Here is a 15,339-nt window from a genome sequence, read left to right as displayed (position 1 = left end):
GGCGCCTCTGTATGGCGGTTAGTCCGGTGTGGCTATTTAACTCCAGTGTGGATGAGATGGTTGCGAAACCTACGCCAAAATATTTTCGCAAGGCGCTGTAGTATTCTCGCTATTGTGAGCTGACTTGGAGATATTTGTTTGAGGCGGTGATGGGTAAGTCCGCAAGTGAAAAGGGCGACACGGAAATAGGCTGAGCCCTTATGTCTGCCTCTTCGCATGACTCTAACCGCCCGAGCAGACGCCCGGGGAGGTGATCGCGGTAGCGATATTTTATTTTCTGTTTGGTACGATCGTGCCTTTATTGCTGCCTGTTGATTGCGTTGTTTACGCAATGTCTTCCTCAAAGAGCGAGTAAGCTACATCCGGTATTGATCTACTTGCGCTAACTTGAACTCGTGTACCAGTTTCGGTCTACAAAAGAAAAAGCCTGTCACACACGATTTATAAAGTTCATGTTATTTTCCGTTTTTTCCAGGGAGCGGATTAAAAAGCTATGGGTATTAGTGCAAAAGTAGGGCATCGGGCAGCGAATCGGCGTAACGACGTCATTGTTGTTCAGGAGTTGTTAAACAGCGCCGTCAGGCGTTTCCCTGTGCTGAACGGCGGGAGTGGAGCGCTGGCCGTGGATGGCGACTGTGGCGCTTTGACGCTGAATGCGATCGAGGCGTTCCAGCGCAAGGTGCTGCATTTTAACTACCCCGATAGGGTGGTGGATCCGGGCGGCAAGACCTGGAAGAAACTCAATGCCAATATCGAGTCGCCACAGCAGGTCACCAACAGCAGTCAGAGCTGGAATTTCCAGAGTGTCGTGAAGTGGCTGGATGAGCAGGTTCCACAGTCGGTAATCGACCAGTACAGCTTTTTTGAGCGGAGCCTGCTGGATCTGTTTAGTGGGGACGAAGTACAGGGAAATAGTGCGGCTGTCGCCCCGGCTGTGACCCCCTTCCGCCAGGGTGATGAGCGTTGGGGCAAGAAGCCGCTGGGCTTTGGCGGTGGTACTATTCACGGCTATGGTTGTGCCATGACCAGCCTCACAATGGCGGCTACGTATCTAGGTTCCCGTACTAAGTACTGGCCTGCCGGCCAGCAGCCGGACAAGTTGACTCCACTCATCGTCAACAACATCTTGAAATCCTCCAACGCTTTTACCAAGGGCAGCTACATACTGTGGATTGTCGGCGGTGCGAAGGCACTGGGTATGACCGGTCAGGACTCGGGTATTGGCCAAGAGTTGGCGCAGGAAGCGGTACACTCGATTGATGCCTGCCTGAAGGAGGGTGGTCTGGTGCTGGCCCATGTGGATTACAAGAAGGATTGGGTGGGAGACCATTGGATCCTGATCACCCAGAAGAGGTCTAACGGCGAATATGTGGCCATTGACCCAGCCTATGGCAAGGCTCTGGCCCTGTATACGACACCGGATGGCGGTGTGAAAGCCAAATCCCATGTGTTGCTCTACGGTCGCGCCAGCAGCTTTATCGACACTACCCCTGAAAACGTTAAAAACTACCGCGTGGTGCGGTATGTCACGCTGAAAACTAGTGTTGCTGAGAATAAAAAATGACCATCAGAATTTTGAGCTTGGGATTAATGCTGTCTCTGACTGCTTGTGATGCCTCTGTGGCGGGGCCCTTTGAGCCGATTTTTGAAAATACCGCGGCGGGCACACAAGCGGGCGACTGCGCGAGTTGGCCTGCCTTGTCTGCCCAGGTTGTCGAAGGCGAGTATGACTGGCGCCTGCGTGTCTTTAACAGCCCGGACTGCCCAACGCAGGCGAAAGCCTTCGAGCAGACTTACGATATGGATGCCCGCTTTGCCGGCCTGTGGCAGGACCTTCTGCTGGTGGATAGTGGTACAGGTGCGGGAGATCATGAGCTTTACCTTGTTGCCACCGATTCGGGTGAGCGTCGCGCGGCCCTTTGGTATGTTGGGCAGCCGCAATTTAGCGAAAAAATGATCCATTTTTTCGAGCCCACACGTGACGCGGCGGATATCAGCCAGTGTCCCCAATCTGAAGATGTGTTGACGCAGTGGGCGCAAATGGGAATGCCCGTGATGCGGGCGGTGGAAAAAGTTTTCGATAGCAAAACTGGTAATGTCAGCACCGGCGACAAAGTCAGCTGTTACGTCATGCAGTAGCTGAGGTGATGGTGGTGTAGAAACACCTGCACCACCTCCTGATTACCCACTCATCCAGCTTGGTCAACTTATATCGCTTAGGTTTAATAGCCCCAAGTTTTCTTGTGCGCAAGCACATCGATTTCACAGCCGTATTCGCTTCGATATAAATTCCAGAAAAGCCGCAATCCGCGGCGGCAATGCATCGCTGCGGTAATACACCGCCTGTACCGATTCCCTGGGATTGGGGCTTTGTAACTGGCTGCCCAGCAGCGGGATCAGTCGGCCTTGCTCGATGTCTTGGCGGATCATGAAATTCGACAGCAGGGCGATGCCCTGACCGGCCAGCGCGATTTGTCTTATTGCTTCGCCACTGCTGGACGCAATTTTTGGCTGCATCGCTCGTGGTTGTTTGAACGGCAGTATGTTGAGGTGGGGTGCATCGGCGAAGCCAATGAAGGTGTGTTGATCCAGATCTTCGATCTGCATGGGTTTGCCATTGCTTGCCAGATAGTCGGGGCTTGCCACCAGATGCAGTGGGCTGTGCCCGAGCAGTTTCGCGTGGAGATTGGAATCCTCAAGAGCGCCAATGCGGATGGCAAGGTCGGTGCGGCGCTCGATCAGGTCGATGATGCGCTCGTTGGCCATCAGCTCCAGCTGGATATCCGGGTAGGTCGCACGAAAAGCCGGTACCAGTGGCACCAGTTGATGGAGCAGGAAGGGCGTGACCGCATCGACCCGCAGGCGCCCACTGGGCCGGCCCCGTTGCGCGCGCAGGCCGTCTTCGGCGGATGCCAGCTGGCGCAAGCCCTCCCGCACGGCGCTGACGAATTGCTGCCCCTCGTCGGTCAGTTCGAGCCGGCGCGTGGTGCGGTTCAGCAGTGTGGCGCCCAGTTCCGATTCCAGCCGGCTCACTGCACGGGATACCCGCGCCACCTGGATATCCAGCAATCTTGCGGCGGCAGAAAAGCCGCCGCTGTCGATGACGGCGAGCAGGATTTCCAGGTCTTCGGTGCGGGAGACTATTGTCATTTCTGCAAAGCTCTTTTGCTTCTATTGCGGTTTTTGTAAAAGTTAGCCGCCTACATACTCCGCCGCAACTGGAACTATTGCGGAGGAATCTCTATGCCCATTGCACTGCTGGCGCTTGCGCTCAGCGCTTTTGCCATCGGCACTACCGAGTTTGTGATTGTCGGACTTGTACCCACCATCGCCCATGACCTAGGCGTCACCTTGCCCTCGGCGGGCTTGCTGGTGAGCCTGTATGCCCTTGGGGTCGCGGTCGGTGCGCCGGTGCTGACGGCCCTCACCGGGCGCTGGAACCGCAAGACGGTATTGCTGAGCGTGATGGCGCTGTTCACCCTCGGTAATCTGCTCGCCTGGTTGGCACCGGGCTATAGCTCTCTGGTAGTAGCGCGGGTGCTCACGGGCCTGGCCCACGGTGTCTTCTTCGCGATCGGCTCGACGATTGCCACCAGTCTGGTTAGCAAGGACAAAGAGGCTGGCGCGATAGCATTGATGTTCACTGGCCTCACGGTGGCACTGGTGACCGGCGTGCCCCTGGGAACCTGGATCGGCCAGCATTTTGGCTGGCGCGCGACCTTCCTGATTGTGTCGGCGCTGGGCCTGATGGCACTGGTTGGCAGCGCGCTGCTGGTGCCCAAAAACCTGAAGCAGTCACCACCGGCGACCCTGCGGCAGCAACTGGCGGTCCTCACCGAGCCGCGCTTGCTGCTGGTGTACGCAATGACCGCGCTGGGCTATGGCGGTACCTTTACCGCGTTTACGTACCTTGCCCCGATTCTCCAGCAGGTGAGCGGTTTCGCCGCCGGCACGGTGGCGCTGATTATGCTGGTATACGGTGTGTCGGTTGCCGTCGGCAATATCTGGGGTGGAAAGCTGGCGGATCGCCGTGGGCCGGTACCGGCGTTGAGTATTATCTTTACCGCGCTGGCAGCGGTGCTGATGCTGTTTACATGGACGGCCGGTAACCCGGTGGCCGCAGTGCTGACCGTGCTGGTGTGGGGAGCATTCGCATTTGGCAATGTGCCGGGCCTGCAGGTGTATGTGGTGCAGCTGGCAGAAAAGCACACACCGCAGGCGGTGGATGTGGCATCTGGCCTGAACATCGCCGCGTTCAATATCGGTATTGCGATCGGTTCTGTACTGGGCGGCGCCGTGATCGAACACCTGACGCTGATGGATACGCCCTGGATCGGTGCACTGATTGTATTGATGGCTCTGGGATTAACGCGGCTCTCGGGCTCTCTCGACCGCCGGCAATCTGCCCATTCGGTATCCGTTGCCGAGTGCACCTGACGCGGGTAGGGGAGGCGATTGTATAACTGACTCAATTCGACCTCCCCATCTCTTGCAGCGCCACATGGGATATGCGCAGCAGCGTGGGTTGCAGCAACCGGTAAGCCTGAGGTTCAAGAAATATAAAAATGTGTTGACACAGATAAATCAGGCAATATCCTTCGCAGCTTAATTCACACACCAAATACAGGAGCCATGAAATGTCATTACAGAGTAGCAACTTGAGTTCTTACTGAACCGCCTTTCATGTGCTCGCGCTTGAAAGGTGATACCGCCTTTCAAGCCAGATCTCTCTGAAGCCCTGGCTATTGCCGGGGCTTTTTGTTTTTTACTTCCCGGTTTTCTGAAAGGCATTTGACGATTTACGTGGAGAAATCCAGGAGCCAGTTATGCCTGTAAAGTGGTTCTCTACAGCAATCAAGCAGGTCATCTGTATCAAGGGTTAACCAACTCTATAGGGAGAAGTTATTGAAGAAAAAAGCGGACCGGAAAATATCCATCAATATTTCCGTAAAAGAACGGCGCACCCCGGGCAATCCGGTTGCGCAAAACCCGCTGTTACGTAAAGGCGGTGCTCATGTCCGGGCAAAATCTGCCGATCGCTTTGACAGCAAACAACAAACCAGGAAAGCAGCGCGGGAGTGGGACAGCTCCCGCGGCTGTAGCTTCTGACCAGAATCTCTAATTTATGCTCTGGGAAGCGTAGAGGCTGATCGTCAGCCAATTATCGACGCTGATTATTCGATTTTGGTTTCACTTTAGGTAAATCGTACAGCTCTCCAGCTTCTTGGGAGATCCGGATTTGTAGAACTTTCGAACGGCCCAATAGTTTATGTCGACCTGAATTCCTGCGCCTTCGGTTTTTGAGAAGCCAAGGGTAGCAAAATGCTCGCGGGTTCTCGTATCCGGGTAGCGAAAGTCCAAGGGGTCAGAAACCTCTTCGATTTCTGCAATGGTTGTCACCTTGCTTTTGCCTGGGAGCCCGGGAACGCTGATCTGGGGGAAACGGGGGATTTCTGTGGGCGGTGTTGCTGTCGCGAGCGTACCCGAGAAGCCGGGGATATTGGAGAGCGGGGAGGCAATCACTTCATAGATGTTGGCGTTACCAAGTTTTGACTTGGCTACCCGGCCGTAGTGGACGTCGCCCGTCAGTATCAGTATATCGTTGCCGGTTTTGGCCAGTGCTGCCAACAGGCGGGAATAATCATCCTTGAAGTTCGGCAGGTTGTAGTCAAAACCATTACCTTTCTCGACAAAGAGCGCCTGGGGGATGGCGAGGACGCCGGGCGTGGTTAGGTGTTCAGCCCAGTTCAACACTTCCGAAAAGTGATCCTCGTTCATGAGCTTTCTAGGTTTGATGGTGCGATCCGAGCGCATGTCGGCAAAGCAGAAGGAGAGGTCATTACCCAGCTTTATGATTCTTACCGGCTTAACCTGCTGTACATTTCGCACCCCGTCGAGCGCTGCAGCCGTGAACGCGGAGCGTACCTGCTTGTCACGCAGCGGGTAGAGGTAGACGGCCTCGTTGGTGCTGAAATCGGGGTAGTTGTTCCAGAATTCATGATCGTCAGCCAGGTTGACGCAGGCGGAATTGCGCAAGAAGCCTTCCAGCGACATCCAGGCTTCCGCGTATTTTTCACCTACATACTCGGAAATTTCTTCAGGGATGGTGGAGATGCCCCGGATGCCGAGATCCAGGTAAACCTGGTCGCCCGCCAGCACTGAGATATCCGGGTGGTATTTTTCGCTTTCTTTGTCACACAGCGCATGCACCGCATTGCTGGCACTGTGGCCATCGTATTTCTGGCTTAGGCAGCTGCCCAACAGAACACAGAAGGGTGTCTCGGCATTATTCGGCAGGCTCACAGGCAGGGTTTTGCATTGACCGTCAATCAATGTGTCGACCATTGGCTCACCGGAGCCCGGATCGGTGATGGGCGCATTGCTGTCCGGTTGTGTAAATGCCTCAGTAACCCGGACTTGATAGCGGGTATTGGGTGTCAGGTCATTGATGGTGAGCAGGGAGTAAAAGCCGCGCTCATGCCCTTGGAATGGCCTGCGCCACTGTATCGTGCCGGAGCTGATGCTTTGTATGAGCTTGCCTTCGGTATCAAGAATCTCTATCAGCAGGTTGTCTTTCTTCTTCCTGTTTGTCTTCAGCACGCCCAGCCATACCTTGAAGGAGGTAGTAGTGGGGTCAAAGAATGCGAGGTTCCAGCCGGCTTCCAGCCCCTCAACGGAATAGTTGTTTCTCACGACGAATTCCCTTTGGTCAGATTTATTTTCTCTTTCACGGCATGCTGTCTAACGGCTCGAAAGACAGGCGCGGTTCATTTCACCGAGCGGTACCGATGGTTTGGACTTATCGTACCGAGGCTTTACAGCCATATCCAGCAGGTGAGTGGTGAAAGCCACTGTCAATGGCAGGACGGGTGCTAAGTGATGTGACGGGACATAGAAGGCTTTTGATGAGGTACGAAAAATGGCGGCCAATGGCCGCCATTCCTACTGTGTACAGTGAGGGTCAGGGATTGGCCTGTGCCTCCAGGGTTACGCCGGAGTAGGCGCGGTAACCGCGAATGCTGATATACCAGGTACCTGACTGCGGGTTGCTGATCGTGCAGTTTTCACTGTTGCCCGAGGTATAGGGGCGACAGTTGTAGCTGCTGGTCGTCGGTTGCGCACCGTAGCGTACATACAGATCCGCATCGCCGCTGCCCCCAGACATCTGGACATTCAGTGACGACATGCCGGATGTCACGTCCAGGGTGAAGTGCTGCCAGGAACTCCGGCTGCCGGAGAGGTTGGTCTCTACCCAGCCGTCGCCGCTGCCACCGCCAGTATCCTCATCAAAACTGCCGACCAGGTTCACGCCTGAGAAGCTGCTGTAGGCCCTTACCATCACGTAGTAAGTGCCGGCCTGCACATTGGAGATATTGCAGGTTTCGCTGTTGCCACCAATATAGGGACGGCAGTCGTAGGAGGAGGTGGTTGGTGCTGCTCCAAAGCGCACGTAGAGGTCGGCATCACCACTGCCGCCGGAGATCCGGAAGCTCAGGTTGCTGGCGCCGGCCGGCACGTCGAGGGTGTAGTGGAGCTCTTCACCGGTGCTGCCGGAGAGGCTGCTCTCGGTAACGCCGTTTTCCAGTGCACCGCCACCCGGGTTGCCGCCGCCACCGCCGCAGCTGGACGTGGAAACGCCTACGGTATTAAACGCGGTAGCGACTGCGTTTAGATCGTACGCGAGATCCTCTGTTGCCGACATCACGCCACAGGCGGCATTGACGTAGTTGGAGGTGGAGTTCCAGTACATCTGGTTCGCCAGCACGAAGATATCGAACGCCTTGCGGGTGTCCCAGCCATTGGTATTGGCAATCAGGTAAAACGCGCGGTTGAACACACCGGAGCTGTGGTGCACATCCATGCCGGAGAAGTAATTGGAGGCGTGGCCGATCGAGCTGCCGTCCAGTGTGGGATCTTCCATATAGCGAAGGGCGCCATTGGCCTTGTAGATATCGGCACCTACCAGCCAGTCGTTGCTGCCGCGCATATAGAACTCAGCCGCCTCACCGGCCATATCGGAGAAGGCCTCATTGATGCCGCCAGACTGGGCGGAATACTGCAGGCCGGAGTTCTGCTCGGTAAAACCGTGGCTGACCTCATGAGCAGAAACATCGAGGCTGACCAGGGGGTGGAAGGTATTACCGCCGTCCCCGAACGTCATCTGGCTGCCATCCCAGAATGCGTTTTCGTAGTTGTTGCTGTAGTGCACGCGCATACGCAGTTTCTGTGTCAGCGGTGCGGTGTTGTACCAGTCGTTGTACAGGCCGAATACCACGCCGCCGAAGAAATGCGCATCGTTCAGTGGCGAGTAGGCGCCGTTAATCGTTTTGTAGTCATTGTAAGGACAGGTAAACGAGAAGATGCTGCCACCACTGGTGCCGTGGTTCATGTTGACGGTTTCGACGTTGGTCGTATTCATGCGACAGCTGCTGTCGACCTGCATCGCCGGATAGTCTGTACCGTATTCGTAGCGACCGGTTTTCTGGTTGCCGCCCGGGCCAGTTGCATCCTGGTGGGCGAGTCCGTCCCAGTGCTCGATGACTTCGCCAGTGAGAGCGTCGATAAAGTAGAAGGGGCGCGAGGGCTCATCACCATACTCTACCCAGCTGACCAGGTAGGCGAGCCGGGCGTTGTTCTGGTTGTCTACATGAATGAACAGCTGCTGTGTCTGGTTCTTGGCTGCCAGCTTTAACGCAGGCATTGATAGGGCACCGTTAATTTGCCCCTGTTGTGCGCGCTGGTTGATCTTGTGACCCATTGCCCGCTGAATAGCGTTGGAGGCCTCAATGGCTGGCTTGGTCGAAGGTACATCCAGTGTCAGCCCCATCAGAACGTCGCCCTGTACCTGAGCGGATACTCCCTGGCCAGAACTGGTGACGGTCTGTCCCCATACCGGGATGCCCTGGTGGGTCTGGCGATACCGGGTAATGACCTTGCCGTTTGGCAGGGTGCGTGAACGGATCTCCTCAAGTGCGATGTCGGTGCCACTGGTAGCGGCCAGTGCCTGCGGGGAAAGCATATCCGGGGTCGCCGGCACGCGGTCTGCCGCATGCGCACTGATTGCCAGTGCAAGGGTGCAAGTGATTCCTAGAAAACGCGTCATTGCAAATGGTTCCTTATTTTTTTGTTTGCGTTCCGAAAGCCGAATTCCTGAGGGATCGCCTCTGCGGTGCGCACCATACAAATGCACGGCGCGTGCGTGCGCACTGCCATTCGGTTTCGAAGACATGAAAGGTAGGACTGCAGAAGACGAACCGGAGTGCAGGGAGCTCGCAAGCGAGGCAAGGATGATGGCAAGTGAGACTGCCCGCCGCTAAGGTGCACACCGCTTTCTCAAACCGGAGGTGTCCGGGGTTGCCGAACGGTCTGGATAGTACTCCGTGTACTCACATTTACAATTAAGCGGTGATGAAGAGACTAAAGGTTAGGTCTTTTTTAAATTGTATTGAGCGATTAGTCTCAAAAACTCGCTGACTGTCCCGCCTCACAAAGTCACATAGTACTCTCGTCCCATGGGTTGGTGGCGCTGTATTTTGTGTGTGGATAGTACGTCCGTGTTAATTGTCGGTTGAAAATTTTTCTCTAGGGTCACTTGATCGTTGCGGCTTGAGCGCGATGTGAAATTACAAGTAATTACATGTACCGCAACTTCGGCAAATTTCAGAATAAAATCCGCGACAATTTTTCCGTCCCTCCCGTCGTAAACCAACGAGGAATTTCATGTGGATAATGAAATCGCTCCTTAAAGGTTCTTATTAGGGAAGAATAAAAAATAAAGCATCCACCTGTTTCAGTGCGCAGTAATACTGAAACTTCACACACACTCCAGAAATGAATAAGGAATTTCATGGGGATTTCATGTAAGAAACGCGGGAAGCATCACCTCCTGCTGGGCAGTGCAGCGCTTGGGCTGGTGCTCAACACATCCACGCAAGCCAACCCGGCGTATACCGCAGATTCCGATGGCGACGGAATACCGGATTACTGGGAAATCTTGTATGCACTCGATCCAAACTCACCGGAAGATGCAAAGCTCGATCCCGATCGGGATGGCTTGAGTAACCTTGAGGAGTTCACTGCAGGTAGCCTGCCGAATATCCCGGAGTCCGATGGTGACCGCATTTACGATGGCGAAGATTTGTGGCCCAGTGACCCACGCTATGCACAGGATTCTGACAAAGATGGTCTTCCGGATCGATGGGAGACAAGTCGGGGGCTGGATCCGTTTAACGCACTGGATGCCCACTCAGACGAGGATAATGATTACCTGTCTGCTCTGGACGAGTTTGCACTCGGTACTCATATTCGCCAATGGGATACCGATGGCGACCAAGTCCCGGATTACGACGATCTCTGGCCGACCAATCCCGCCTATATTTGGGATTTCGATGGCGATGGCCTGCCTAACAACTTCGAGCACATGTATGCCTCTCTGAATGAGCGTGAGGCCACCGATGCTGGTAGTGATATAGATGGTGATGGTCTCACCGCGCTGCAGGAATTTGCTCTCGGCAGCAACCCGGAGCTGTTCGATTCGGACGGCGATGGTCTGGAAGACGGTCTCGATACTGCACCTACCGACTCGCGCTACAAGACAGACAAGGATGATGACGGATTGCCGGACGCGTGGGAAACGCAATACGGCCTCTCTCCAGAAGACCCGATTGATGCCATTAACCGCGAAGCAGGAGACTGGGATCTGCTGACCCCGTTGCGGGAGTTTGAGCTGGGCCTTGATCCGAATAACGACGATACCGACGGTGATTTTTCAATTGATTTTTATCAGGATCACTGGCCACTAAACCCGCTTTTTGGCTTTGACGAGGACCGCGATGGTTTGCCAGACAGTTGGGAGTTTGCGTACGGTTACGACGGGCTGAATCCCGATGACGCCGCCACAGAACTTAATTCACTCGGCATAACACCGCTGGATGAATTTCATTGGGGAACGAGTCCACGACTGTTTGATACTGATGCGGATGATATACCTGATTTCGATGACCGCTGGCCCCTGAACCCCGCCTGGGCGTTTGACTGGGATGGCGATACTCTGCCTGACGAATGGCAGCGGCGGTATGGCATGTTGGAATTGCGATATCGCAACTCAGGGGACGATTTTGATAGCGACGGTTTGACCGACTGGCGGGAGTTTGCGACCGGTACAGATCCCAGCAGGCCTGATACAGATGGGGACGGCGTCATTGACGGTGAGGATCCCCATCCCCTGGACGCCCGGTATCGAGACGACATGGATGGTGACGGCATGCCCAATGCATATGAACTAGCTTTTCCAGCGTTTCTCAATCCCGCTGACCCTCAGGATGCCCAAGGGGATTTCGATGGAGACAGTTTGAGCAATCTCGCCGAGTTTATTGCTGGCACCAAGCCTGATGCCATGGACTCAGATTTTGACGGGGTTCCCGACGCTGACGATTTTGCACCATTGGATCCTGAGTTTGCCGACGATATGGACCGGGATGGCATGCCCCTCAGATGGGAACTGCAGTGGGGACTCTTTGACCAGGATCCAGTTGACGCTCTGCAGGATCTCGATGGTGATCGGCTCATCAATCTGCGGGAGTTCGTCCTCGGCACCGATCCGTCTCAACCGGATACTGATCGCGACGGATTGGATGATGCCCACGATCGCTATCCAACAGATGCGCGTTATACCCGTGATGACGACCGGGATGGCATGCCGCGGGAATGGGAGGAACAGCACGGTCTTATGGACGATAACCCGGATGACAGTGTTACGGACACAGATGGTGATGCGCTGCGCAACTGGGAGGAGTTTGATGCCGGCACGGATCCAATGAGGCCGGATACAGATTTTGACGGTGCTCCTGATGGTTATGATTTGTGGCCCATGGATCCGAGCAAGGCCATTGACGACGATCGCGATGGGATGCCACTGTATTTTGAAGTGCGTTACAGCTTCAGCGACCAGTACCCAGGCGATGCCTTGCAGGATCTGGATGCCGATGGCTTGACTAACCTGGCCGAATTCCTGGCCGGCACTCGACCTGATTCTCGCGACAGTGACGGTGATGGTGTGGCGGACGGTGAAGACCGCTTCCCGGCCAATGCGGCCTACCAGCATGATACCGACGGTGATGGCCTGCCGGACGCCTATGAAATTGCAAGCCCGATTCTCGATCCTTATGAATGGGGTGATTCCACTGGGGACATGGACGGCGACAGTCTCACGAATGCGGAAGAATTTGCCCTTGGCACTGATCCGATGAGTATCGACTCGGATGGCGATGGTGTTTCTGACCGATATGACGTTGCGCCGCGCAATTGGGAGTTCCGTTACGATGAAGATCGCGATGGGATGCCGGATCGTTGGGAGGACATGAATGGACTTAATCCCTACGACCCGAGCGATGCCAATCGTGATATGGATGGTGATGGTCTGGCCAATCTCGCCGAGTACAAGCTGGGCACCGATGCGTATGACGCGGACACAGACAATGATGGCACGGATGATTTCGTCGATCGTTACCCTGTGGACGCACGCTACTCGATGGATTACGACCGCGATGGTATCCCGCGCGAGTGGGAGCAGCTTTATGGTCTACACGACGAAGATCTTTACGATGGTGCCAGCGACTTCGACAGCGACGGGTTGACTGCTTATCAGGAGTTCATCAGCGGTACCAACCCCAATCACACCGACACTGACAACGACTCCTACCCGGATGGCGTTGACCTGTGGCCTCTGGATCCAAGCCGTGCGCGCGACAGCGACGGGGATGACCTGCCTGATGCGTGGGAGGAGAGTCATGGTCTCTCGCCGTATTTTCCGGCCAGCGATGTGGATGACCTTGATCAGGATGGCCTGAGCGACAGGCTGGAATACGCCGCAGGCACGCGGGTTGACCTGCCGGATACCGATGGGGATGGCATTCTCGATGGTAACGATCCGTGGCCCGCACAGGCAGAATATTCTGTCGACATGGATGGCGATGGCTTGCCAGCTGCTTTTGAGGCCGAATTCCCCGGCTGCTTATCGGATCATGTTGCAGCTGATGCGCAGCAGAATTGTGATAAGGACTATCTGAATAACTTTGAGGAGTTTGCTGCGGGTACCGATCCGACGAATAGCGATACGGACAATGACAGTGTCATTGATCCGAATGATGTTGCCCCGTTAAATCCTGCTTACCGGTACGATAGTGATCGCGACGGAATTCCGAACGCGTGGGAATCGCAGTATGGCCTGAATCCCTATGACCAGGCCGATGGCTTTGACTTGTATTTCGGTGATGATGACCAGTTGACCCCGTTACGGGAATTCGAGCTTGGTACTGATCCGCTGAACTTTGATACCGATGGTGATCTGGTCCCCGACGGTTACGACCGCTATCCCCTGGATGCGATGTATTCCCGCGATGACGATCTCGACGGAATGCCGAATGCCTATGAAGAGCTCTATGGGTTCAGTCCCTACAGTGCCAGTGATGCCGCCCAGGATCCTGACGGTGACGGTGTCAGCAACCGCTATGAATTTCTTGCTGGCACTAATCCACTGCAGAATCCCAATGCGGATGAAGACGGTGATGGCATGCCTAGCTGGTGGGAGCTTCAGTATGCACTGGACCCCAATTTCCCGGATGGGGGTGGTGATGCAGATGGCGACGGCCTGGACAATCTGAGCGAATATCAGCAGCAAACCGATCCCACTAACGCTGACTCTGATGGTGACGGCCTGCCCGACGGCCTTGAAGTGACCCTGGGTTACGACCCGCGGGTTGATGATGGCAGCCAGAACCTGGATCACGATGGTGACGGTCTGAGTAACAGCGAAGAGCTTACCCTTGGAACCCTTGCTGACAATCCGGACAGCGATCTTGATGGAATCTTCGATGGCGCTGATGCCTTCCCGCTCGATGACTCCGAGGCGCTGGACAGTGATGGGGATGGTGTTGGCAATAACGCGGATCTGGACGACGATAACGATACTCTGCCCGACGGCTGGGAAGCGCAGTACGCCCTGAATCCGCTGGACGCCGGCGATGCTGTACTTGATCTTGATGCCGATGGGCTCAGTAATCTGGAGGAGTTCCAGCAGGGTACCGATCCAAGTGATGCCGCTGATCCGGGTAATCCATTTCTACATGCAGAAATGCTCCCTTCTGTGGGTAGCGATACCTGGCTCTCGGTGACCTTGCCCCGTGCCTACATTGCACCAGTTGTGGTAACCACCCCGCAGTATGCTGCCGATGCGCCGCCGGTGGTCGTCCGTTTACGGAATGTAGCCGGTAACCGGTTTGATATCCGCTTGCAGCGCGCCGACACCAGCGCTGCCCCTGTAACGATGCCGGTACACTTTGTTGTGGTCGAAGCCGGTACATATACCGAAGCCAAGCATGGCGTCACTATGGAGGCCGGGTACTTCAATAGCACGGTTACTGATCGCAAGGGAAGTTGGCAGGCGGAGCTTCTCACGCCCCGCAACAGCTACAGCAACCCCGTAGTATTCGGCCAGGTCGCCTCATTCAATGACAGCCGCTGGTCCGTATTCTGGAGTCGTGGTTCCAGCCATACTGCACCGGTATCCGCCGCAGCTATATATCTGGGCAAGCACGTGGGTGAGGATTCTGAGAAACTGCGTGCTGATGAAACCATTGCCTATCTGGTGATGGAAGGTGGCAGCGCAACCGTGAATGACCGCGCGCTTGTGGCGGGGCTTGGTGCGGACTCGGTGCGCGGCCCGGGATCTGGTGCAAGCTATGCCTATGATGGGCCTGCGGCGCCGCAGGCCACGATCCTGAGCCAGTCGGCCATGGATGGGAATGATGGTAGCTGGGCGGTCGTGACCGATGTAACCACCAGCAACAACATTTCCCTGATGGTGGACGAGGACCGTTTTTCCAATCAGGAGCGCTCCCACACAGACGAACAGGTGGCATACCTGATCATTCAATAATCTTCCGATTGAATGAGAAAAAAGGGCCCCGTTTGGGCACTGCTGTCCCACAGTTTGACAGTCATGAGACCAGCCTCATTTGAGGCTGGTCTTTTTGATTCGGCGGTGGGCTCGGATTCAATATCTCTGTCAGCGCCTTTCGCTCAAACAAGTTGAGCTGCAGTACCCTCAACATCCGATGTACCGTCCAACCTTGCTTGGCGCTATGGCGTGCAAATGACACCAGCAGGTACACGATGAGGGCAATCCATACCTGCGTTAAAACTGCATTCTTTGAAGTACCAACAAAGGCTTTAATCTTGAGGTTTTGCTTTATCGCCTTGAAGAACAGCTCCACTTTCCAGCGGTCTTTATAAATGGCGGCAATGGTGGCCGCTGACAGCCTCAAGTTGTTGGTCAAGAAC

Annotated in this window: 9 protein-coding genes; 5 read left to right on the top strand and 4 right to left on the bottom strand. The window is 55.3% G+C overall.

Annotation, left to right across the window (positions count from 1 at the left end; translation table 11 throughout):
• Window positions 1-493 precede the first annotated feature (493 nt).
• Together ACNKU7_RS04550 and ACNKU7_RS04545 are read left to right on the top strand one after the other, a co-directional pair.
• On the top strand, window positions 494-1,564 hold the full coding sequence (locus tag ACNKU7_RS04550; protein WP_418295785.1) for a hypothetical protein: 1,071 nt from the start codon (window positions 494-496) through the stop codon (window positions 1,562-1,564).
• Window positions 1,561-2,139: a hypothetical protein gene (locus tag ACNKU7_RS04545; protein WP_418295784.1), complete on the top strand. Its 579-nt coding sequence runs from the start codon at window positions 1,561-1,563 to the stop codon at window positions 2,137-2,139. Before ACNKU7_RS04550 ends, ACNKU7_RS04545 begins: the two co-directional genes overlap by 4 nt.
• Window positions 2,140-2,262: 123 nt before the next feature.
• On the opposite strand, the gene ACNKU7_RS04540 is transcribed toward ACNKU7_RS04545, so the two are convergent.
• Entirely contained in the window at window positions 2,263-3,150 is an 888-nt protein-coding gene (locus ACNKU7_RS04540) for a LysR family transcriptional regulator (protein ID WP_418295783.1), read from the bottom strand.
• Between the two features lie 93 nt (window positions 3,151-3,243).
• Between ACNKU7_RS04540 and ACNKU7_RS04535 the strand changes: the two genes are divergently transcribed.
• Together ACNKU7_RS04535 and ACNKU7_RS04530 are read left to right on the top strand one after the other, a co-directional pair.
• The gene (locus ACNKU7_RS04535; protein ID WP_418295782.1) at window positions 3,244-4,437 is read left to right on the top strand and encodes an MFS transporter; all 1,194 of its coding nucleotides are present in this window, start codon (window positions 3,244-3,246) and stop codon (window positions 4,435-4,437) included.
• A 468-nt stretch (window positions 4,438-4,905) separates the two neighbouring features.
• Window positions 4,906-5,109: a hypothetical protein gene (locus ACNKU7_RS04530; protein WP_418295781.1), complete on the top strand. Its 204-nt coding sequence runs from the start codon at window positions 4,906-4,908 to the stop codon at window positions 5,107-5,109.
• A gap of 81 nt (window positions 5,110-5,190) precedes the next feature.
• On the opposite strand, the gene ACNKU7_RS04525 is transcribed toward ACNKU7_RS04530, so the two are convergent.
• Together ACNKU7_RS04525 and ACNKU7_RS04520 are read right to left on the bottom strand one after the other, a co-directional pair.
• On the bottom strand, window positions 5,191-6,693 hold the full coding sequence (locus ACNKU7_RS04525; protein ID WP_418295780.1) for a metallophosphoesterase family protein: 1,503 nt from the start codon (window positions 6,691-6,693) through the stop codon (window positions 5,191-5,193).
• 268 nt (window positions 6,694-6,961) lie between these two features.
• The gene (locus ACNKU7_RS04520; RefSeq protein ID WP_418295779.1) at window positions 6,962-9,103 is read right to left on the bottom strand and encodes a M4 family metallopeptidase; all 2,142 of its coding nucleotides are present in this window, start codon (window positions 9,101-9,103) and stop codon (window positions 6,962-6,964) included.
• A 744-nt stretch (window positions 9,104-9,847) separates the two neighbouring features.
• Here ACNKU7_RS04520 and ACNKU7_RS04515 point away from each other — a divergent pair.
• On the top strand, window positions 9,848-14,935 hold the full coding sequence (locus ACNKU7_RS04515; protein ID WP_418295778.1) for a hypothetical protein: 5,088 nt from the start codon (window positions 9,848-9,850) through the stop codon (window positions 14,933-14,935).
• A 61-nt stretch (window positions 14,936-14,996) separates the two neighbouring features.
• On the opposite strand, the gene ACNKU7_RS04510 is transcribed toward ACNKU7_RS04515, so the two are convergent.
• Window positions 14,997-15,339, bottom strand: a 343-nt coding sequence (locus ACNKU7_RS04510) for a transposase (protein ID WP_418295777.1), incomplete at its 5' end; no start/stop codon positions are given.

This window comes from Microbulbifer weihaiensis (genome assembly GCF_048323715.1).
GTDB lineage: Bacteria > Pseudomonadota > Gammaproteobacteria > Pseudomonadales > Cellvibrionaceae > Microbulbifer.
The sequence above is the reverse complement of the archived record's forward strand: the minus strand, read 5'-3'. Positions and strand labels throughout refer to the sequence as shown.

Bases quoted from the DNA above. Each gene is read 5' to 3' on its own strand.
- ACNKU7_RS04550 (WP_418295785.1), top strand. From the start codon at position 494: ATGGGTATTAGTGCAAAAGTAGGGCATCGGGCAGCGAATCGGCGTAAC.
- ACNKU7_RS04545 (WP_418295784.1), top strand. From the start codon at position 1,561: ATGACCATCAGAATTTTGAGCTTGGGATTAATGCTGTCTCTGACTGCT.
- ACNKU7_RS04540 (WP_418295783.1), bottom strand. From the start codon at position 3,150: ATGACAATAGTCTCCCGCACCGAAGACCTGGAAATCCTGCTCGCCGTC.
- ACNKU7_RS04535 (WP_418295782.1), top strand. From the start codon at position 3,244: ATGCCCATTGCACTGCTGGCGCTTGCGCTCAGCGCTTTTGCCATCGGC.
- ACNKU7_RS04520 (WP_418295779.1), bottom strand. From the start codon at position 9,103: ATGACGCGTTTTCTAGGAATCACTTGCACCCTTGCACTGGCAATCAGT.
- ACNKU7_RS04515 (WP_418295778.1), top strand. From the start codon at position 9,848: ATGGGGATTTCATGTAAGAAACGCGGGAAGCATCACCTCCTGCTGGGC.